Below are 20,917 nucleotides of genomic sequence, written 5' to 3'. Positions count from 1 at the left end.
CTTTTGACATTTTTCATACTTGTGTAGCATAATGATTTTTTATCGATATTTTGGCAAACAAAAATGAGTAAATTGAACAGCGTTTTGAACCCTTCACTGGTTGCTGAACCTCCCAGTAATCGTTTTTATCGCACCGTTTGGCGATGGCACTTCTATGCAGGCTTGTTTGTTATTCCTTTCATGCTGATTTTGTCAATCACAGGCATCATTTACCTGTTTAAACCGCAATTAGATGCTGCGATGTATCACCAGAATATGTTTGTGCAGCCTGCAGATGTGGTGATGCCTTCTACTCAACAGGTGGCAGTTGTTCAACGAACTTATCCTGATGCCAAAGTAACAAAATTCACGCCGAGCGTTGCGTCTAATCGTAGTGCTGAAGTGACGATCGCGACTCTTGATGAAAGAACACTAGCCGTTTTCGTGAATCCTTATACAGCTAAGATTTTAGGCGATCGCGATGAAAATAATAATCTCCAAGCGATCGCACGCAAGATTCACGGCGAACTGATGATCGGAAAATTGGGAGATTATTTAGTAGAGCTTGCTTCCTGTTGGGGGCTTGTGCTGCTGATTACAGGATTGTATCTGTGGTTGCCTCGCGGCAAAGTAACTTTTTTAGGAACATTAATTCCGCGTGTGTGGAGTCAGAATAAGCGGGTATTTTGGCGGGACTTACACGCCGTTTCGGGATTTTATGGCGTATTGCTAATTGGCTTCCTCATCCTCAGTGGACTACCCTGGACAGGTTTTTGGGGAGATACCTTCGCTCGTTTGTCGAACTACTACCCTGCACAAATGCGGGATAACGTGCCTCAATCGACAACACTCACAGGCTCCCTCAATCAGCAGGGCAATCAAGTTGTGCCTTGGGCAGTAGAGCAATTACCAATTCCTAAATCGAGTACGCCTAGAGATGAGCATCATTCAGGACACAACGAAGTTATCGGGCGAACTCTTGCTGATTCGTCCGTAAATCTAGATTCTGTTGTAAATTTAGCTCAAGCAAAAGGCGCACCCCCTGGATTTAGTGTTAGTTTTCCAGAATCCAACACGGGTGTGTATACGGTTTCGGCATTTCCAAATAATCCGGCGCAAGAAATTACTTTGCACATCGATCAATACAGTGGCAAAGTATTAACAGATGTGCGGTGGAAGGATTACGGGTTAGTACCCAAAGTCGTATCAATGGGAATTTCAATTCACATGGGAAAATATTTTGGATTGAGCAATCAACTACTGATGTTGTTTGCATCCTTAATTTTGATTGTGCTTTCAGTAAGTGGTACGGTGATGTGGTGGCAGCGTCGTCCGAAAGGGACGGGTTGGCTCGGTGCGCCTGCAATGCCCACCCATGTTCAGGGATGGAAAGTGCCACTCGCAATCGTTGCTGTTTTAGGGATTGCCTTCCCGCTTGTAGGACTTTCACTCGTCACCGTTCTGCTGTTGGATTATTTCGTTTTGGCTCGTATTCCTGCCCTCAAGCGCATTTTCAGTTAAACGTGGAAGGGTGACAAAGAGGTCTAGGAACTAGACCGAATCAGTGCGTAGGTTGGGCCCGGAGGGAACGAACCCTCCGTTTCACTCCGCCCAACATTTTCGCTACAATTTTCCTTAACTGAACCGTATGGGATTTTAACTCACATTTTTCGTCACGAAATTTCATTGCAGAATGCCCTGACAGCTTCTGCAAACTGCTGGTTATGTTCCATTAATGCCATGTGTCCTCCTCGCTTTATAGTAACTAGCTCTGCTTGAGGTAATTCTGCTTTCATTCGCAGGCTAGCTGGGGGCGTAGTGGCGATATCTGAATCGCCGCAGATCACCAACACAGGAATGTCAATTGATGGCAAAGTTTTTGTTTCATCAAATTTGAGCATTCCCAGTGTGCCGCGAGCAAGAACGCCGGGAGAACCCAAGGCTGATAAGAAAGCTGAAAACTCTAATTGACCGCGCGTTTCAGTGCCTTTAAATCCCGATACTTCTACACTGATGTACAGTGAACCATTGAGATAGCTCAGCCAAGTCATTCCCCACATAATCGGTTCAAGAGCTATGGTGAGGTAGAGCAGAGGTTGCAGCAGCGGCTTCTGCAAAGCGCGTAATAAACCGCTAAAAATAGCGGTTTTGACGGGATTAGTATAGGTGGTATCTACCAGAATTAAACCAGCTACTCGACTACCGAGAAGTTCTGGAAAAAGCCGACTGAATGTTAGAGAAATCATGCCGCCCATGCTGTGTCCGAGTAGGATAACAGGTTTATTTCCTGCTATGGCAATGACGGCTTCGAGATCGCGGGCAAATTTTTCTAGGGAGTAGTCGCTGTTTTTTGGTCGAGTGGATTTTCCCAAACCTGGAAGATCCCAAACAATCACTCGGTAGCGATCGGTTAGTTGCCGTTTCGCGTAATACCAAACCATACTGTTGGGCCCCCAACCATGGGAGAGAATAATCGGCTGCCCGTCCTCTGGGCCGTAGAATTCTACTTGTAAAATAGTGCCATCAGGTCTCTCTACCCGCTGCACTGTACCCGTCCGCGTCGGCTTCGGTTCGTCAGCACCGGGGCGGCGGAACAGCGGCAAACTGATAAAGCGGCCGCCAACAGACCAAAGAAGCATCAAGACTCCGCTGACTAAGTAGGAAATCCCTACAAGTTCGCCGATGTACCATTCGTAAATAATATATATACCTCCGCCAAGTACCCCGATCGACAGCAATCCTACCAGCCAGAGGAACAGGAAATTGAAGGGCATGAACGGCATAAGCTGAAACCTTGGGTAGAATTTGGGTTGCGAATTCAAACAGGATCATACTCAGGTTAGGCCACAGTAAGCAAGCGGTAAGTTAAGCTCTTAACTTGTGTACTGGTTGAATTTCTTTTATTGATTTGCCCAAGTAATGACAGGATGACTCAAAATGCCCGATCCAAAAATATCGAGCTCATCGCCAAATGCCAGAGATTCTGTCACTGTGGAGTTAGTTGAGTTTTTATCTTACCTTCGCAGTCTAGATATTAATATTTTTGTTGAGGGCGAGATCCTGCGCTGCAATGCTCCCGAAGGAATTATTACACCCGAACTGCGGGCCGAAATTTCTCAGAAAAAAGCCGAAATTATTTCATTTTTAAAAGCAGCTAATCGTACTTCTAGTTTCACTCCTACACCGATTGTTCCTCTGGGGCGGGACGGAAATTTACCGCTTTCTTTTGCACAGCAGCGCTTGTGGTTTCTCGACCAATTAGTCCCGAACAATCCCTTCTATAATGTTCCCGCAGCCTTGCGTTTGACAGGTTCGCTCAATTTTTCGGCGCTGCAACAAACCTTCAATGAAATTGTGCGCCGCCACGAAGCTTTACGCACGACTTTAGCAGTAGTTTCGGGGCAACCTGTTCAGAGAATAGCTGCTGCTTTCCACCTCCCGATTAATGTAGTAGACTTGCGAAACTTGCCAAAGGAATCTCGACAAACTGAAGCAAACAGGCTCACGGCTGAGGAAGCTCAACGGTCTTTCAATTTGTCCAATGACTTGTTGCTGCGAGTCACATTATTGCAGTTAGATGATGCCGAATATTTACTAATGCTGAATATGCACCACATTGTATCCGATGGTTGGTCTATCGGAGTGCTAATTCAGGAATTAGGCGCACTTTACACGGCATTTGCTAGGGAAAAACCTTCGCCTTTACCGGCTTTGTCGATCCAGTATGCTGATTTTGCAAAATGGCAGCGCGAATGGCTGCAAGGGGAAGTTTTAGAAACGCAGCTTGCTTACTGGCGACAGCAGTTAAACGGCATTTCTATGCTAAATTTGCCTGCGGATCGACCCCGGCCAGCAATTCAAAGTTACCGAGGCAAAAGGCAATTTTTGCAATTGCCAAAACAACTGAGCGAGGCTTTAGAAACGTTGAGCCAGCGCGAAGGAGTGACGCTGTTTATGACAATGCTGGCAGCTTTTAAAACGTTGCTTTACCATTACGCCCAGCAAGAAGATATTGTAGTAGGTTCGCCGATCGCCAATCGCAACCGCAGTGAAATTGAAGCATTAATCGGTTTTTTTGTCAACAGTTTGGTGTTGCGTACAGATTTGTCGGGAAATCCAACTTTTCGGGAACTTTTAAACCGAGTCAAAGAGGTAGCATTAGGAGCTTACGCTCACCAAGATTTGCCGTTTGAGAAGTTAGTAGAAGAACTGCACCCCGATCGCGCGTTGAACCAAAATCCCTTATTTCAGGTGGCGTTTGCGCTGCAAAACGCGCCGGGGAATCAGTTAGAATTGCCAGAATTAACACTCAGCCCGCAGCAGTTAGATGTGGGTACAGCGCGGTTTGATTTGGAGTTTCATTTGTGGGAGCGATCACCCAACAGTTCGGGAAGCAACCAATCGCCCAGCAATAAGCTGTGGGTTGATAGCTCGCAAGGCATCAGTGGCATGGTTATTTACAGCGCCGATTTATTTGATGAAGCGACGATTACCCGCCTGATCGGGCATTTTCAAACCTTGTTAGAAAGCATTGTGGCAAATCCCGAACAGCGCATAGCAAACTGGCAATATTTGAGCGCGCAAGAGCGTTATCATTTGTTAGTTGAATGCAACAATACTCAGGCAGATTATCCGCAAAATTTGTGCATCCATCAGTTATTTGAAATGCAGGCCGATCGGACACCGGATGCGGTGGCGCTGGTATTTGGAGATGAGCGAGTCACCTATCGAGAGCTAAATCTCCGCAGCAACCAACTAGCACGTTATCTGCAAAAAATGGGGGTTGGGGCGGAAGTTTTAGTCGGGGTTTGCTGCGGGCGATCGCTCGATCTGATCGTGGGGATGTTGGGTATCCTGAAAGCGGGAGGAGCTTACTTAATTTTAGATCCGAGCTATCCTGCTGAGCGATCGAGCTTTATGCTAAAAGATGCTCAATTATCTGTTGTGTTAACTCAGCAGCAATGGGTAGAGAATTTGCGAGTGCCCAATTTACAGATAGTTTGTTTAGACACAGACGGGGAGATGATTTCCCAAGAAATCGCCGACAATCCCACCAGCGCAGCCACAGCCGAAAATCTGGTTTACGCGATTTACACCTCCGGCTCCACGGGAAAGCCGAAAGGAGTGGAAATTGAGCACGGGAGCTTGTTAAATCTCGTTTTTTGGCATCAAAGAGAGTTTGGGGTGTCAGCGGGCGATCGAGCAACGCAAATTGCTGCGATCGGCTTTGATGCTTGCGGATGGGAAATTTGGCCTTATCTCGCCGCGGGAGCTAGCATCTACTTTCCAGAAGATGACATCAGGCGAGATCCTGAAAAACTGCAAAACTGGTTAGTATCAAACGCGATCGCAATTAGCTTTTTGCCAACACCTTTAGCCGAGAAAGTTTTGCTATTAGATTGGCCTCAAACAACAGCGCTGCGAATCTTGCTCGCAGGCGGCGAAAAACTGCAACAACATCCTTTAAAACCCCATCCATTTAAACTAGTAAATAATTACGGCCCAACCGAAAACACCGTCGTCACAACTTCCGGTTATATTCCTGTAACAGAGCAAACAGACATCGCCCCGACAATTGGCCGCCCCATTGCTAACACTCAAATCTACATATTAGACAAATATTTGCAGCCAGTACCAATGGGGGTTGTTGGCGAATTGTACATCGGCGGAAATGGACTGGCTCGCGGCTACCTCAACCGCCCCGATTTAACCGCACAAAGCTTTATTGTCAATCCTTTTAAACCAAATTCAGGAGAGCGAATTTACAAAACCGGCGACTTAGTGCGCTACAGAGGCGATCGCAACCTTGAATTTTTAGGACGCATTGACGAACAAGTAAAAATTCGCGGTTTCCGCATCGAATTAGGAGAAATCGAGACACTATTAACTCAACATCCGGCCGTGCAGCAAACTGTAGCAACAGCTTCGGAAGATGGACAGGGAGATAAACGTTTAGTAGCTTATATTGCCCTGAATGCAGAATATAGCGTTGCCCGCGAAAAAAACCAAATAATGCAATTGCAGGACGAACAGGTTTTGCAGTGGCAAATGCTTTACAATGAAACTTACAATCAACCTGCTGTTGAGTCAGATCCAACATTTAATATTGTCGGCTGGAATAGCAGTTATACTAATCAGCCAATCCCAGCAGAACAGATGCGCGACTGGGCGAACTATCAAGCCGCCCAAATTTTAGCTTTGCAGCCTAGCCGAGTGTTAGAAATTGGCTGCGGCACAGGTTTGTTGCTGTTCCAAATTGCCCCTCGCTGCACTCAATATTGCGGAACAGACTTTTCACCTATTTCGCTCAACTATATTCAGCAGCACTTGGCAAATCAAGAGTTAGCTAATGTAACGCTGCTTCAGAAAATGGCGACTGACTTTGAAGGAGTAGAGACAGCAGCTTTTGACGCAGTAGTTCTCAACTCTGTCGTGCAATATTTCCCGAATATCGACTATCTCGTGCAGGTGCTAGAAGGTGCGGTGAAAGCAACTGCTCCCGGCGGCTTTATATTCATCGGAGATGTCCGCAGCTTGCCGTTGCTGGCAGCTTTTCACGCTTCGGTACAACTGTATCAAGCCGAACCTTCTCTCGCGGGCGAACAGTTGCAGCAGCGAGTACAAATGCAAATTTTTCAAGAAACAGAGTTAGTTATTGAGCCGGAGTTTTTTAGCGCATCAAAGCAGCACTTTCCGCAGATTTGCGGCGTAGAAATTCAATTAATTCGCGGTAGTTATCACAATGAGTTAACTGATTTTCGGTACAATGCTATTTTGCATATTGCGTCTGAAACAGCACCCCCAAATTCATCGCCAAAAGGGGAGTGGGGCGCAGAAAAACGGCTGGATTGGTCTGCTGAAAACCAGAATCTGACTGTTACCAATATCCAACAAATATTATTGCAAAATCAACTCGATGTTTTAAGAGTTGCTAATGTGCCTAATGCGCGGGTAACTGCTGCGGTGAAAGCGGCAGAATTGCTGTCTGTTGTCGATAAATTTCCAACAGCAGGTCAGTTGCAGAAAGCCGTGGAAAAAGTCGAGGATTTAGGAATCGATCCCGAAGCGTGGTATGCTTTGGAAGTTCCGTATAATGTTAATATTAGTTGGTCTAATTCCGACACTCAAGGGCGCTACAATGTAGTGTTTGCACGGGGCGAAATTAGAGATTTTGTGCGAGAAAACCGAAGCGATAACTTGCGTGCTTGGCGCTCTTATGCTAACAATCCCTTACAAGCTAAAGTAGCACGGAAATTAGTGCCACAGTTGCAGGCTTATCTAGCAGAAAAACTGCCGGAATATATGGTTCCGTCGGCTTTTGTGGTGCTGGAGTCGCTACCTGTGACGGCTAACGGAAAGGTCGATCGCCTCGCTTTGCCTGCACCGCAGCCGATTAAGTTAGAATGGGCTGGCGGTTATGTTGCGCCTCAGACTTCTATCGAGGAAGTTTTAGTGAAAATTTGGGTTGAGGTTTTGGGGATAAAGCGAGTGGGTATCCGGGACAATTTCTTTGAATTGGGAGGCCATTCGCTGCTGGCTACTCAGCTTGTTTCTAGAGTGCGAGATGCTTTCGGGGTAGAGTTGCCTTTGCGCCGCGTTTTTGAAGCGCCGACAATTGCAGAATTATCTAAGATTGTGGAAAGTTTAAAAGATAAGAATGCTAAAAGTGATGCTCCGGCTTTAGTGCCGATTTCGCGCGATAGTCGGCGGCGGAAGCTATCATCTTTTAATAGACCTCTTGCATAATTTTTTGATTGATAGAGCGACCGCAGATGAAGGGCAGATTAACGCGGATAAACGCAGATAATTTTAAGATTGTTTTTGACTTTGGCAGGATGTTGAGTCGAGAAAGTTAATAAAAATGATGGCTGTTGAACAGGTGCAATTTCGATAAATATGCAGCAAGAAATAGAAGTTTTTGTATTCCCCGCATCGTTTGCTCAGCAGCGGCTTTGGTTCCTCAATCAATTAGCACCGGACAATCCTTTTTATAATGTCTCAACCGCGCTCCGCTTAACAGGTTCGCTCAACTTAAGATCCTTAGAGCAAACCTTCAACGAAATTGTGCAGCGGCACGAAACTTTACGCACCACTTTTACGCTTTTGGAAGGGGAACTCGTACAAATTATTGCTCCCATTTTAACTGTATCCCTCCCCACAATCGACTTACAAAATCTCTCGCCAACTCAGCAGCAAACCGCAGCGCTGCAACTCGCAACCGATGCAGCGCAATGCCCTTTCGATTTAGCCGCCGGGCCGTTATTCAAAGTAACGCTGCTACAACTCTGTGAAACAGAACATATATTGTTGCTGAATTTACATCATATTGTGGCTGATGGTTGGTCGATTGGAGTGCTAATTCGAGAGCTGGGAACGCTCTACACAGCATTTGTAAAAAATGGGATCTCGCACTTACCAGCACTGCCCGTGCAGTACGCCGACTTTGCAGAATGGCAGCACCAATGGTTGCAGGGCGAAGTATTAGAAACCCAGTTAGCTTATTGGCGGCAGCAGTTAAACGGAATTACCACACTCAATCTACCAACAGACAGGCAAAGACCAGCCGTTCCATCCTACCGCGGCGCTAAACAATTTATAACACTATCACCTGCTTTGAGCGAGGCGCTAAAGTCATTTAGTCAGCAAGAAAGCGCGACTTTATTTATTACTCTACTAGCCGCTTTTCAAACTTTGCTGTACCGCTATACAGGACAAGTAGATATTGCAGTAGGAACGCCGATCGCCAATCGCAACCTCAGCGAAATAGAAGCATTAATCGGTTTTTTTGTCAACAGTTTAGTGCTGCGTGCAGATTTATCAGGAAACCCAACTTTTAGGGAACTATTGCATCGGGTAAAAAACGTCGCAATGGCCGCCTACGCTCACCAAGATTTGCCCTTCGAGAAGTTGGTTGAGGAATTGCACCCCGATCGCGAGTTGAGCCGCAACCCCCTATTTCAAGTTAGTTTCAGCCTGCAAAACACTCCTGTAGCAGCGCTAGAATTGCCGGGAATCGCTGCCGAGGCGATCGACTTTGACGCGGGAACCGCCAAGCTCGATTTAGAGTGCCACTTGTGGGAAAATGCAGGAAGTATTCAAGGGCAATTTGTCTACAGCACAGACTTATTTGATAGCGCCACAATTGCGCGCATGGCGGGACATTTCCAAACGCTCCTCGAAGCCATTGTTGCCAATTCCAAACAGCACCTCAACGACTTGGCTTTGCTGACAGCGCCAGAATACCAGCGATTATTAATCGATTGGAATGACACTCAGAGAGATTATCCGCAAAACCAGTGTTTCCATCAGCTATTTGAAGATCGAGTCGCGCGATCCTCTTCGAGGGCTCCGCTAACGCCCGATGCTGTCGCCGCCGTCTTTGAAAACCAGCGCTTAACCTACCGCCAACTCAACAGCCGAGCCAACCAACTTGCACGTTACTTGCAGCAATTGGGAGCAGCACCAGAAGTTTTAGTGGGCCTTTGTGTAGAACGTTCCTTAGATGCGATCGTCGGCATCTTAGGCATTATCAAAGCAGGCGCAGCCTACCTGCCTTTAGATCCAACTTATCCTCAAGAGCGCCTTAACTTCATGTTAGAAGATGCTCAGGTGTCGATTTTGGTGACTCAGCAGCACTTAGCCCAAAACTTGACGCAGCCGGAAAATTACGGAGTTTTTTCAGTAGTGTGTTTGGACTCCGACAGAGAAATTATCGCCCGACAAAGCCCAGCCAAATTAACTACAAATATTATACCAGAAAACCTAGCCTACATCATTTACACATCTGGATCAACCGGAAAACCCAAAGGCGTTTTAATCGAACATCGCGGACTCTACAACTTAGTAAAAGCTCAAATAGAAGCTTTTCAAATAAGCTCAAATCACCGCATCTTGCAATTTGCATCCCTGAGTTTTGATGCCTCAATCTTTGAGATTGTCATGGCCTTGGGAACCGGAGCAACACTTTACTCAGCCAAGAAAGAATCTTTGTTGCCCGGACAAACATTAATCCAATTTTTGCAGGACAATGCTATTACCCACGCTACCCTCCCGCCCTCGCTGCTAGCTGTCCTTCCAAACGCCGAACTTCCCGCACTGCAAACAATCATCTGTGCTGGCGAATCTTGTTCCCCGGATATTGTTAAACGCTGGGCTTCCCGGCGCAGATTTTTTAACGCTTACGGCCCTACAGAAGCGACAGTCTGGTCGAGTTTTGCCGAAATTGGCGATTCCCTGCGGGATAGCTTCGCTTCACGGCAAAAACCGCCAATCGGCCGCCCAATAGCTAACACTCAACTCTATATTTTAGATGAAAATTTACAACCTGTACCCGTCGGAATTCCCGGTGAATTGTACATCGGCGGCAGCGGATTGGCGCGAGGCTACCTCAACCGCCCCGAATTAACCGCCCAGCGATTTATTGCTAATCCGTTTAGCGAGAAAGCGGGAGAACGAATTTACAAAACAGGTGACTTAGCTCGCTATTTTCCCGACGGCAATATTGAGTTTTTAGGCCGCACTGACGAACAGGTTAAAATTCGCGGTTATCGAATAGAATTGGGAGAAATTGAAGCGCTGCTGGTTCAGCATCCAGCAGTCAAAGAAACAGCGGCGGTTGCTGTGGATGATTTGTCGGGAAACAAACGCCTAGTTGCTTATGTCGTCCCCAATCACAATCAGACACTTAATCCCGTGGAAATGCGGAATTTCCTCAAACAACAACTGCCCAATTACATGATTCCCAGTGCTTTTGTGGCGATCGACTTTCTGCCCCTAACTCCCAATGGCAAAATCGATCGCAACCGCCTAATATCGCCGCAGAATCTCACTAGCAATTCAACAGATAAAAGCTGCATTGCACCTCGCACGCCAACCGAGTCAACCCTCGCCCAAATTTGGTCAAAAATCCTTAACACAGAGCCTGTTGGCATTGGCGATAACTTCTTCGATTTGGGTGGAGATTCCCTGCTCGCAATCCGCCTCATAAATGAGATCAACCAGCAATTTGAGCGCGAGTTGTCGCTGTCTGCCCTTTTTTTAAATCCGACAATTGAAGGTTTAGCAGATTCGCTAGATTCAGGAACAAATTCTGAGGAATGGTCGCCGTTAGTGGCAATTAAGTCTCGCGGTAAAAATCCGCCTTTCTTCTGCGTCCATCCCATCTTTGGCGTGGTATTTCCTTATGTCGAGTTAGCATTTCAGCTAGGAGAAAATCAACCGTTTTACGGGCTGCAACCTAAAGGGATTGACGGGGAAAGTTCTCCGTTAACTAGCATTGAAGACATGGCGGCTGACTACATCGCAGCCTTGCGTACAGTTCAACCAAAAGGGCCTTATTTTTTAGGAGGTTGGTCTTTTGGAGGTTTGGTGGCTTTTGAGATGGCTCAACAGTTGCTTGCAGCGGGGGATGAAGTGGCTTTGCTGGCTGTGCTCGATACTTTGGCGCCGGTTGCTGTTAACAAACCTTCTGTTTGGGACGGTTGCAAGTTTATTCTGACTACTGTTTCCCGCTCTATCTGGCCTTTTGTGGTCGATTATTTTCGCTTGGTGGCTGCTGCGGAAAATGTGCAATTTGGCGGAATTGCAGCCAGGTTCCCTAATTTAAATAAGCTGCTTAATTGGGCAGCTAATTTTTGGCATAGCTGGAATTGGAAACAGGCGATTATGGTTAGTATCCTATCTCAGGAGTCAAAACAACACAACTGGCGCGAGCTGGCAATTCCTTCGATGTTTACGGTATTTCAGGCTAACAGTCAAGCAACTCTCAGCTATGTACCGAAAATTTATCCGCACCGAATTACTCTGTTTAGATCGGGGGAAAAGCTCAGCACGAACCATCAAGATCCGACTCTTGGCTGGAGCGATTTAACGGCGGCACAAGTAGAGGTGATTCGAGTTCCTGGCAATCACCTTACTATGTTGAGAAAGCCCTGTGTTGAGGTGCTGGCCAGACAGCTAAACCTTTGCTTGAAACAGAAATTAAGTGATTGAGCGGCCGTTGGGCGCGATCGATCGAATTGCGTTCATCTGGCTAAAATCCATTGGGCGATGCTAAAAATGCTAGCACCCAAAGCGCCTGCGATCGGAATTGTCACCAGCCAAGCCGAACCAATTGACAGCAAAGTTTCCCAGCGTACTGTTTTCCAAGCTTTGATCAGTCCGACTCCGACAACTGCACCGACTAAAGCGTGGGATGTGGAAACTGGCAAACCGAAGCGGGATGCTAGCAAGACTGTGGTGGCTGTGGCTAATTCCGCGCAAAATCCGCCGCTGGGTTGCAGTTGGATGATCTTTTCGCCGACTGTGGCAATTACATTTTTGCCCCAAATTGCTAAACCGATGACTATTCCTGCGCCTCCGACGACTAAAATCCACAGGGGCACGCTGAAATCCTCTAGGGGAAAGGAACCTGTGCGCCGGATGTAGGCGATCGCAGCTAGGGGAGCAACTGCATTGCCTACGTCGTTGGAACCGTGGGCAAATGCTACAAAACAGGCGCTCAAGACTTGAAATCTTGCCATTTGTTGCTCGATGAGAGTGTGGGGGAGTGTCGGAGTGGGAGGGGGGGAGAGTGGGAGAGTGGGAGAGTTTGTGTTTGTACTTCTTCCTTCTTCCTTCTTCCTTCTTCCTTCTTCCTTCTTCCTTCTTTCTTCTTCCTTCTCAACTGATTCTAATTTTTTCCAGCTATTGAATGTGAGGCCGATCGCCCCAATACTCCCGATGCCAATGACAAAATCGTGAATTGGAAGATTCCAGCCAAATCTATCCTGGGCGGCGGCGATCGCCCCTGTCTGCACCAAAGCGACATTCACAACAGACGGCAGTACAATAATCCCAAATACGCTCAGCATTGCTGCACTCAGCCAAGGTATCCACTCGCGCATTTGAGATAGAGGATCTGGCCGATCGAGAATCGAATACTTCACCACACTGTAAAATAGCGCGGCTAAAGCACCACTAGCAACAGGTGTCGCCACCCAAGTTAGGGAGATGGTGCCGATGGTTCGCCAATCAACTGCATTAATTCCGGCTGCAACACAGCTAAAACCCGCGATCGCACCTACCACCGCATGAGATGAAGAAACTGGCAAACCTCGACTGGTAGCGATTTGCAGCCATATCCCGCAAGCTATCAGCACTGACACCATCCCGATTAAAAATACCTGCGGTTGGGCCGCGAACACATCTACATTGACAACTCCTGTTGCTAGAGTTTCGGAAACTCCTTGGCCGAACAGCACTGCGCCGGAAAATTCCAGTATGCCTGCAACAATTATTGCCTGCCGAAGCGTTAGCGCCTTCGAGCCTACGGATGTCCCCATCGAGTTAGCGACATCGTTGGCCCCCAAGTTGGCGGCGACGTAGAAGGCGAGTGCAGCCATTGCCCCTAGTTGCAGAAATACGACCCCAGAGGTATCTAACATAGAAATTTTTTGACATAAAACGGGCATTTCGATATATGATAAGGGATTGTGAGTTTTGGTAAATCCGATGAAAGGCGCAGAAATAATCCGTTCTATCGAAACGGAAGAAATAAATAGAGTCAAGCAAGAACTTAATAAACAAGTTCCCGAAATTTACGTCGGCGACACAGTGCGAGTCGGCGTAAGAATTAAAGAGGGTAACAAAGAACGGGTTCAGCCCTACGAAGGGACTGTGATTGCCATGCGTAACGGCGGGATTAATGAAACAATCACCGTCCGCCGCGTATTTCAGGGCGTCGGAGTGGAACGGGTGTTTTTGATTCACTCGCCCCGCATCGCTACGATCCAAGTGATGCGCCGCGGGAAAGTCCGCAGAGCAAAACTTTACTACCTGCGCGATCGGGTGGGCAAAGCTACTCGCGTCAAACAGCGGTTCGATCGCTCCCTGTAGGAATGCACCCAGCTTTCCCTTGGTTCATGATTCATGGGAAATTGAAAAAAATCAAAAAAAAGTTTTCCATTTACGAGCGCACTGTGTTAAAATAGAAATCTAGAGGTTAAGCGAATTTCAGCAACCTCACCTGTGCGCTCTTAGTTCAGTTGGTAGAACGCAGGTCTCCAAAACCTGATGTCGGGGGTTCAAGTCCTCCAGGGCGCGCTGAATCACCAAACTTTAAATTCTGCCCGAAAGCGCCCGGATTATTGGCTGGCAACAGTCAAAACCGCAAACTTTCGGGTAGAATTAATTTTTGTGGGCGGTTCGCAAAAAATGCCATCAACAAATGCTCGGTGTGGCTTCTCGATCGTCGGTTTAGGCGATCGGCATTTACGCCGTTGATTGGTTGGGCTTGTAAAAAAGTGCTGGCTTTAGATTCGAGATTTGGGACTTGGGCGTAAGTGGTTAGTGTCACAAAATCTGAGAGCCGCGGGCCACTCACACCATCTAAAATCTAAAATCTAAAATCTAAAATCGCAAGGGGGATTGAATCGTGGCGAAAAAAGACGAAGCTCAAGAAACTCAAGAAATAACGGCGCCTGGGTTTAATCCTACGGGTTTTTTTAAGGAAACTAGAGAAGAACTCGACAAAGTGGTTTGGCCCAGCAGGCAGCAGCTAATCAGCGAGTCTTTGGCCGTGCTTTTGATGGTAATCCTCTCAGCAAGCCTGATCTATTTGGTGGATAACTTCTTTAACTGGGGCGCGGGAAAGGTGTTTGGGCCATGACTTTTGCATCAGAAGAATCTGAGTATTCCACAGAAGCGACGGGACAGGCAGCATCGCCAGATGTGCCGGAGATTGATGCTCGCTGGTATGCTGTTCAAGTTGCCTCTGGCTGCGAGAAGCGGGTGAAGGCAAACTTGGATCAGCGGATTCAAACTTTGGATGTTGCCGATCGCATCGTTCAAGTGGAAATTCCGCAAACTCCGGCGATCAAAGTCGGCAAAGACGGTTCCAGGCGACAGTCAGATGAAAAAATCTTTCCCGGCTACGTACTCATCCGTATGTTTATGGACGAGGATACGTGGCAGGTGATCAAGAATACCCCGAATGTAATTAATTTTGTCGGGGCAGAGCAGAAACGCCGCTACGGGCGCGGCAGGGGTCACGTCAAACCGCTACCTCTGAGTCATTCGGAAGTAGAACGGATCTTCAGAAACGCTCAGGAATCAGAACCAGTTGTCAAAGTATCGATGTCTACTGGAGACCACGTTGTGGTACTTTCCGGGCCGTTTAAGGATTTTGAAGGTGATGTGATTGAAGTTAGCCCGGAACGAAACAAGCTCAAAGTTTTACTCTCGATTTTTGGGCGCGATACGCCTGTAGAATTGGAGTTCAATCAGGTTCAGAAACAGAACTAACTAATGGCAAAGAAAGTTGTTGCAGTAATTAAGTTGGCGATTACGGCGGGAAAAGCCAACCCAGCTCCTCCGATCGGCCCAGCTCTGGGTCAGCACGGCGTCAATATTATGATGTTTTGCAAGGAGTACAATGCTAGAACAGCAGACCAAGCGGGTCTGGTGGTTCCGGTAGAAATTTCGGTTTTTGAAGACCGCAGTTTTACGTTTATTCTCAAAACTCCGCCGGCGTCGGTTTTGATTCAAAAAGCCGCTGGCATTGCTAAGGGTTCGGGAGAACCTAACCGCAAGCAAGTAGGGACGATTACACAGGCTCAGTTACGAGAAATCGCTGAAACCAAAATGCCTGACCTCAATGCTAATGATGTTGAGGCTGCTATGAAAATTGTGGCAGGAACGGCTAAAAATATGGGCGTGGCGATCGCGGATTGAAGGCAGAAGGAAGAAGGAAGAAGGAAGAAGGAAGAAGGAAGAGTTTTCCTAGTCCAAGTTCCAAATTGCTAATCCAAAATTCCTGATTTTGAAGGTAAAATCTTCAATCTAAAATCCAAAATCCCCAATCCAAAATCGATCGGTTCAGGGGGAGAAGCAAAGCTTCGCTAGTAACCGAAAACGGGTAGATTTTAAGATTGTTCGATAGGTTCAATCTAAAATCTAAAATCTAAAATCTAAAATCGACTGACCCCAGGAGATAACAATGGCAAAGAAAGTATCGCGAAGACTGCAAGAACTTCTAAAGAAAGTTGAAGACAGACCTTATCTACCGCTGGAAGCTCTGCAACTTTTGAAAGAAACAGCAACCGCTAAGTTTGGCGAAGCTGCTGAAGCTCACATCCGTTTGGGAATTGACCCGAAATATACTGACCAACAGTTGCGGACAACTGTATCGCTACCAAAAGGAACTGGTCAAGTAGTCAGAATTGCGGTGATTGCTAAGGGCGAAAAAGTTAAAGAAGCTCTAAATGCCGGCGCGGATATTGCTGGTTCTGAAGAGTTGATCGATGAAATTCAGAAGGGCATGATGGACTTCGATTGCCTGATTGCTACCCCAGACGTGATGCCGTTGGTGGCAAAATTGGGTCGGTTGTTGGGCCCGCGCGGTTTGATGCCTTCTCCGAAAGGTGGCACGGTGACGACTGACATTGCTCAGGCGATCAACGAGTTTAAAGGTGGTAAACTAGAATTCCGTGCCGATCGAACTGGCATCGTTCATGTTATGTTTGGCAAGGCAGCTTTCTCAGCGGAAGATTTGCTCGTCAACCTTCATGCTTTGCAAGAAACTGTTGACCGCAACCGTCCTTCTGGTGCTAAAGGTCGCTACTGGCGCAGTTTGTACGTATCCGCAACAATGGGCCCGTCGATAGAAGTCGATATCAGTGCTCTGCGCGATACCAAACTTGATGCTGCGTAGAAAGAATTCAGCAGAAGGCAGAAGGTAAAAGACTGCTTCGGCTGTCTGTGTAAATCTCTTACAAGACTTACGCCAGACCCCAGCTAATGTCTGCCTTCTGGTGATAGCCTAATCAAAAATCAATAAGCTGAAGACCGCAGGTGCCGATCGCTTAATTTCCTGCCGAGGCTGAAGAAATAAAAACTCAAGACTCAAAGATTAGAAAATTTCTATTTTTTAATTCTGACTTGTTAATTTTTAATTCTCTGCCCCGGCTCGAAGGTCGGGGTTTTTGACGGGCAGTTTTCGATCCTAAAAGGAGGTGAAATAAGTATGGGCAAAAGTTTAGCAGTAAAAAATGAGATTATTGCAGACCTCAAGCAAACCTTGAGCGAATCTCAACTGGCGATCGTGATTGACTACACGGGCTTAACTGTTGCTGAAATCACAGATTTGCGTCGGCGTTTGCGTCCGAAAGGCAGCAGTTGCCAAGTGGCAAAAAACACGCTAATGCGAATTGCTGTTGAAGGCAACGAAACCTGGCAGCCGATACAAGAATTGCTGACAGGTACGTCGGCGTTCCTGTTCGTCCAAGAAGATATTGGCGGCGCGATTAAAGCTTACCAAGAATTCCAAAAAGTCTCTAAGAAGACTGAACTTCGCGGCGGCGTGATGGAAGGACGGGTGCTGAAAGAAGCTGATGTTAAAGCATTAGCTGATCTGCCGTCGAAAGAACAACTCATGGCTCAAATTGCTGGCGCTATCAACGGTGTCGCAACCAAGTTGGCTGTGGGTATCAATCAAGTTCCTACTTCGATCGCTCGCGGTCTTAAAGCTTATGCTGAAAAAGACGGCGATTCAGCAGAAGTAGCAGCAGAAGCAGAAGCACAACCTGAAGCAGAAAGCGTATCTGCTTAGTCATTAGTCATTAGTCATTAGTCATCAGTCATTAGTGTTAATCCACAGGCTGAAGACTGGAGACGAGAAACTAATGATGGAGGAGCAATCCCAAATCCCAAATCCCAAATCCCAAATCTACAATCGAACTAGGAGTTTAACGAATGTCTACTGCAACTGACGAAATCTTGGAAAAACTTAAGTCTCTGACTTTGCTCGAAGCTTCTGAATTGGTTAAGCAAATTGAAGAAGCTTTCGGCGTGAGCGCTGCTGCTCCTGTCGGCGGCATGATGATGATGCCCGGTACAGGTGGTGGAGCCGCTGCTGAACCAGTAGAAGAGCAAACCGAATTTACTGTCATGCTCGAAGAAGTTCCTGCTGACAAGAAAATCGCCATTCTGAAGGAAGTCCGCGCAATTACCGGTCTGGGCCTGAAGGAAGCAAAAGATTTGGTAGAAGCCGCACCGAAGGCAGTTAAGGAAGCTATTGCTAAGGAAGCTGCTGAAGAAATGAAGAAACAGCTTGAAGCTGTGGGCGCAAAAATTTCTATCAAGTAATCAGAGAATGTAGTTGATATCTATTCCGGTGACACCGGAATGATGGTTGACTGTTGACTGTTGACTGTTGACTGTTGACTGTTAACTATTCCCTAAAATTAATCGCGCGATAGTTACATCTCTCGCGCGATTAATTATTTTTGGTGGAGAGAAACGGAATTGCCGTGTCCTCTTAGATTTTAGAGGCGGCTTCCATTTGCCGCACGACTGTTAAAGCTGAATAGGAAACACCAGCAGTTCCTTCTCCGGGATGGGTGGAGTCGCCTACTAACCACAAGTTTTTAATTGGTGTGCGGTTGGCAAATCCGAAGGGGCCGAAGGTTGGTATTCGCTGCCCGATGCCACCCACAACGCCTCTATCTCTCGCTGTGTAGCGGGCAAAGGTGCGGGGTGTGGCGGCTTCTTGGTGTACGATCGACTCTGGCGTCAAATTGAAATATTCGCTCAAACGGGCGATCGCCCCTGCGGTATATTTTTGCTTCAATCCTTCATAATCAACCGAATTCCACCACATTCGAGTATCAGTAAATGAGGAAGCGATAATTGTCGCCATTCCCTGCGGTGCTCGGCCATCTCCCGGATGGCTGACTGAAACAAATAATGAATTATTCTCCCCAATCTCGCCGTCGTAATCGTAGAGAAACTGAAGGTGGGGCGGACAATTTGCGGGAATTGCGTTTTCATGCACTCCCAAATATATGACAAATGCACCGGATGCGGGCGGCAATTTATCAACTCGATATTTGTAGCCTGCCATTTGATTTGGGAGTTTGTTTGTTGTCTCTGAAGTATCTGATTTAACCGATAAATTATCTGTTGAATTTCCGATAATCGGCTCGCTTGACAACAATTTTACTAGATTTTGCGCGGTCACGTTGGCAACAATACGATCGGCTGCTTCTGTCCAAACTTCGCCTGTTTTTTGATTGCGAATTACTGTACCGGTGGCTTTGCCGTTGGCGGTGACAATACTTTCAACTGTGTGGCGCAATAAGACTTGACCGCCGTCTCGTTCGATCGCCCCTACGAGTCGATCGCTCAACACCTGCATACTTCCTTCTAGATGATACAATCCCTGCGGCTCTTGCGAAACTCCTAAAGCCGTCGCCGCGTAAAGTAGCGCCGTTTCTTCGGTATCAACTTGAGAATACAATTTTAACTGCAAATCCAGAAAAGTTTTCAAGCGCAAATTGTCGCCCAATCCACAAAGCCGCAAAGCATCTCCCACTGTCATAAAAGTGAAAGGCAAAGTAATTAGAGTATCGGGGCGAACTGCTTGAATTAATTGCCAGAAATCCCAGAAGCTTCTGGGCGGTAAAACTGGATCGCGCCCTTGAAATTTCCAGCTAGCTTTGAACAATGCAGACAATAATTGCCAAAAAGGTTCGCTTCCGGGAAACTGCCGCTGCCTTTCTTGCTGCCACTTTTGCGGATCTCGCCACACGCTAATCGGTGCGGTTTCTCCCGGCAAAAACACCGCACAAGCGGGATCGCAGGGTGTCGCGGCGGGAAGTTCTATGTTTAATTCTGAGAAAATTCGGTGGTGAATGCCTCCGGGTTCCAATCCTGCAACCTGCGTGGCGCCGACATCGAAGGTAAAGCCTTTGCGTTTGAAGGTGGAAGCGCATCCTCCGGGGACGATCGCCTGGTCTAAGACTAGCACTTTGTATCCTCTGCGGGCTAGCAGGGCGGCTGCTGTGAGCCCGCCGATGCCGCCTCCAATTACCGTGACGCGGCCCTTAGTGTCTGCTGGATTGGATTTGCTCTCAGGGGTGCGATCGCCTGTCATAAATTTATTTACTGTAATATTTCTTAATAGTATGCTCATATTTTGCAATAAAAAGCTCTTGTAGCGACAGGTTGAAATCTATCGCTACAAGAGGAAGGAGACCGAGTTTAGAGGACTTTTTAGGGATAAAGTGATCCGGGCGCACCCGGAGCGTTAGACTGTGCCGTGCTGATGAGAAAATCAGGGACGGCGCCACTTGTTGAGATAAGCTTCGCCAATCCCAGCCACAGCCTGCATTTGAGCTAACTGTTCCCGTAAAGCTTTGATGGTTCTTAGCTGTTCTTGAGACTGTTGTTGCAAAGCGTCGTAATTTCGCTGTATCGCCGCACTCTGGCTCAATTGATTTTCTAGAGATTGCAACTTGCTTCGTTGAACTTGGAAGTCGCCGATCGCACTTGACTTTTCTGCTAACTCGTGCTGTAAAGATTCGTAACTCGACTTTGACACGGTTTCCTGGAATTGGCTTTCGAGATTTTGCTTTTCGGTGGCGAATTGCTGCTGCAAAGATTCCAGAGCACTGGATTTTTCGCCTAGCTGTTGCTGCAAAGATTCCAAAGCACTGGATTTTTCGCCTAGTTGTTGCTGAAACTCGTGTTCTCGGTGTTCTCTTTGGGCCAATTGCTGCTGCAAAGATTCCAGAGCACTGGATTTTTCGCCTAGCTGTTGCTGCAAAGATTCCAGAGCACTGGATTTTTCGGCTAGCTGTTGCACAAACTCGTGTTCCCGGTGTTCTTTTTCAGCGAATTGCTGCTGCAAAGATTCCAAAGCGCTGGATTTTTCGGCTAGCTGTTGCACAAACTCGTGTTCCCGGTGTTCTTTTTCAGCGAATTGCTGCTGCAAAGAAGCGATCGAACTTTCGCGTTCACTCAACTGCTGCTGTAAAGTTTCGTAACTTGACTTCGCTACAGTTTCGGCTAATTGGCTTTCAAGATTTTGCTTTTCGGTAGCTAATTGCTGCTGCAAAGAAGCGATCGAACTTTCGCGTTCACTCAACTGCTGCTGTAAAGTTTCGTAACTTGACTTCGC

Annotated in this window: 14 protein-coding genes, 1 tRNA gene, 1 pseudogene and 1 other annotated feature; of the genes and pseudogenes, 12 read left to right on the top strand and 4 right to left on the bottom strand. The window is 47.1% G+C overall.

Annotation, left to right across the window (positions count from 1 at the left end; translation table 11 throughout):
- The first annotated feature begins 63 nt into the window (after positions 1-63).
- The gene (locus QUB37_RS23820; RefSeq protein ID WP_333166863.1) at positions 64-1,500 is read left to right on the top strand and encodes a PepSY domain-containing protein; all 1,437 of its coding nucleotides are present in this window, start codon (positions 64-66) and stop codon (positions 1,498-1,500) included.
- A 152-nt stretch (positions 1,501-1,652) separates the two neighbouring features.
- Here the strand turns inward: QUB37_RS23820 and QUB37_RS23815 are convergent, their stop codons facing one another.
- Positions 1,653-2,753, bottom strand: coding sequence for an alpha/beta hydrolase (locus tag QUB37_RS23815; protein WP_333166861.1), 1,101 nt, complete (start codon positions 2,751-2,753; stop codon positions 1,653-1,655).
- A gap of 163 nt (positions 2,754-2,916) precedes the next feature.
- On the opposite strand from QUB37_RS23815, the gene QUB37_RS23810 reads away from it, so the two are divergent.
- Both QUB37_RS23810 and QUB37_RS23805 read left to right on the top strand, forming a co-directional pair.
- On the top strand, positions 2,917-7,725 hold the full coding sequence (locus QUB37_RS23810) for an amino acid adenylation domain-containing protein (RefSeq protein WP_333166859.1): 4,809 nt from the start codon (positions 2,917-2,919) through the stop codon (positions 7,723-7,725).
- Positions 7,726-7,875: 150 nt separating this feature from the next.
- Positions 7,876-11,970, top strand: a complete 4,095-nt coding sequence (locus tag QUB37_RS23805) for an amino acid adenylation domain-containing protein (RefSeq protein ID WP_333166857.1) — start codon at positions 7,876-7,878, stop codon at positions 11,968-11,970.
- A gap of 32 nt (positions 11,971-12,002) precedes the next feature.
- Here QUB37_RS23805 and QUB37_RS23800 read toward each other — a convergent pair whose 3' ends face one another.
- Positions 12,003-13,430, bottom strand: a complete 1,428-nt coding sequence (locus tag QUB37_RS23800; protein ID WP_445300053.1) for an inorganic phosphate transporter — start codon at positions 13,428-13,430, stop codon at positions 12,003-12,005.
- Positions 13,431-13,470: 40 nt separating this feature from the next.
- Between QUB37_RS23800 and rplS the strand changes: the two genes are divergently transcribed.
- From rplS to rplL, 9 genes are all read left to right on the top strand, one after another.
- The gene (gene rplS, locus QUB37_RS23795) at positions 13,471-13,854 is read left to right on the top strand and encodes a 50S ribosomal protein L19 (RefSeq protein WP_242721249.1); all 384 of its coding nucleotides are present in this window, start codon (positions 13,471-13,473) and stop codon (positions 13,852-13,854) included.
- Positions 13,855-13,988: 134 nt separating this feature from the next.
- Positions 13,989-14,061, top strand: a tRNA-Trp gene (locus QUB37_RS23790).
- A complete protein-coding gene (locus QUB37_RS23785) occupies positions 14,032-14,241 on the top strand; it encodes a hypothetical protein (RefSeq protein ID WP_333166852.1) in 210 nt (69 codons plus the stop codon). Before QUB37_RS23790 ends, QUB37_RS23785 begins: the two co-directional genes overlap by 30 nt.
- Positions 14,242-14,392: 151 nt before the next feature.
- A complete protein-coding gene (gene secE, locus QUB37_RS23780; RefSeq protein WP_333166850.1) occupies positions 14,393-14,626 on the top strand; it encodes a preprotein translocase subunit SecE in 234 nt (77 codons plus the stop codon).
- Positions 14,623-15,261 carry a transcription termination/antitermination protein NusG gene (gene nusG / locus QUB37_RS23775; RefSeq protein WP_242721257.1) on the top strand — a complete coding sequence of 213 codons (639 nt, stop codon included), beginning with the start codon at positions 14,623-14,625 and terminating at the stop codon, positions 15,259-15,261. The genes secE and nusG overlap by 4 nt, the downstream gene beginning before the upstream one ends.
- A 3-nt stretch (positions 15,262-15,264) precedes the next feature.
- Positions 15,265-15,690: a 50S ribosomal protein L11 gene (gene rplK, locus QUB37_RS23770; RefSeq protein WP_006635588.1), complete on the top strand. Its 426-nt coding sequence runs from the start codon at positions 15,265-15,267 to the stop codon at positions 15,688-15,690.
- Between the two features lie 265 nt (positions 15,691-15,955).
- Positions 15,956-16,669: a 50S ribosomal protein L1 gene (gene rplA, locus QUB37_RS23765; protein WP_333166848.1), complete on the top strand. Its 714-nt coding sequence runs from the start codon at positions 15,956-15,958 to the stop codon at positions 16,667-16,669.
- A 109-nt stretch (positions 16,670-16,778) separates the two neighbouring features.
- Positions 16,779-16,952 (top strand) — a sequence feature (ribosomal protein L10 leader region).
- A gap of 29 nt (positions 16,953-16,981) precedes the next feature.
- The gene (gene rplJ, locus QUB37_RS23760) at positions 16,982-17,566 is read left to right on the top strand and encodes a 50S ribosomal protein L10 (RefSeq protein WP_333166846.1); all 585 of its coding nucleotides are present in this window, start codon (positions 16,982-16,984) and stop codon (positions 17,564-17,566) included.
- 143 nt (positions 17,567-17,709) lie between these two features.
- On the top strand, positions 17,710-18,102 hold the full coding sequence (gene rplL, locus QUB37_RS23755) for a 50S ribosomal protein L7/L12 (protein ID WP_333037133.1): 393 nt from the start codon (positions 17,710-17,712) through the stop codon (positions 18,100-18,102).
- 172 nt (positions 18,103-18,274) lie between these two features.
- On the opposite strand, the gene crtD is transcribed toward rplL, so the two are convergent.
- Together crtD and QUB37_RS23745 are read right to left on the bottom strand one after the other, a co-directional pair.
- The gene (crtD, locus tag QUB37_RS23750; RefSeq protein ID WP_333166883.1) at positions 18,275-19,891 is read right to left on the bottom strand and encodes a C-3',4' desaturase CrtD; all 1,617 of its coding nucleotides are present in this window, start codon (positions 19,889-19,891) and stop codon (positions 18,275-18,277) included.
- Positions 19,892-20,071: 180 nt separating this feature from the next.
- Positions 20,072-20,917: pseudogene (locus QUB37_RS23745) on the bottom strand (CopG family transcriptional regulator); the annotation flags it as partial.

Origin of the sequence: Microcoleus sp. AT3-A2 (assembly GCF_036705685.1) — a bacterium.
GTDB lineage: Bacteria > Cyanobacteriota > Cyanobacteriia > Cyanobacteriales > Microcoleaceae > Microcoleus.
The sequence above is the reverse complement of the archived record's forward strand: the minus strand, read 5'-3'. Positions and strand labels throughout refer to the sequence as shown.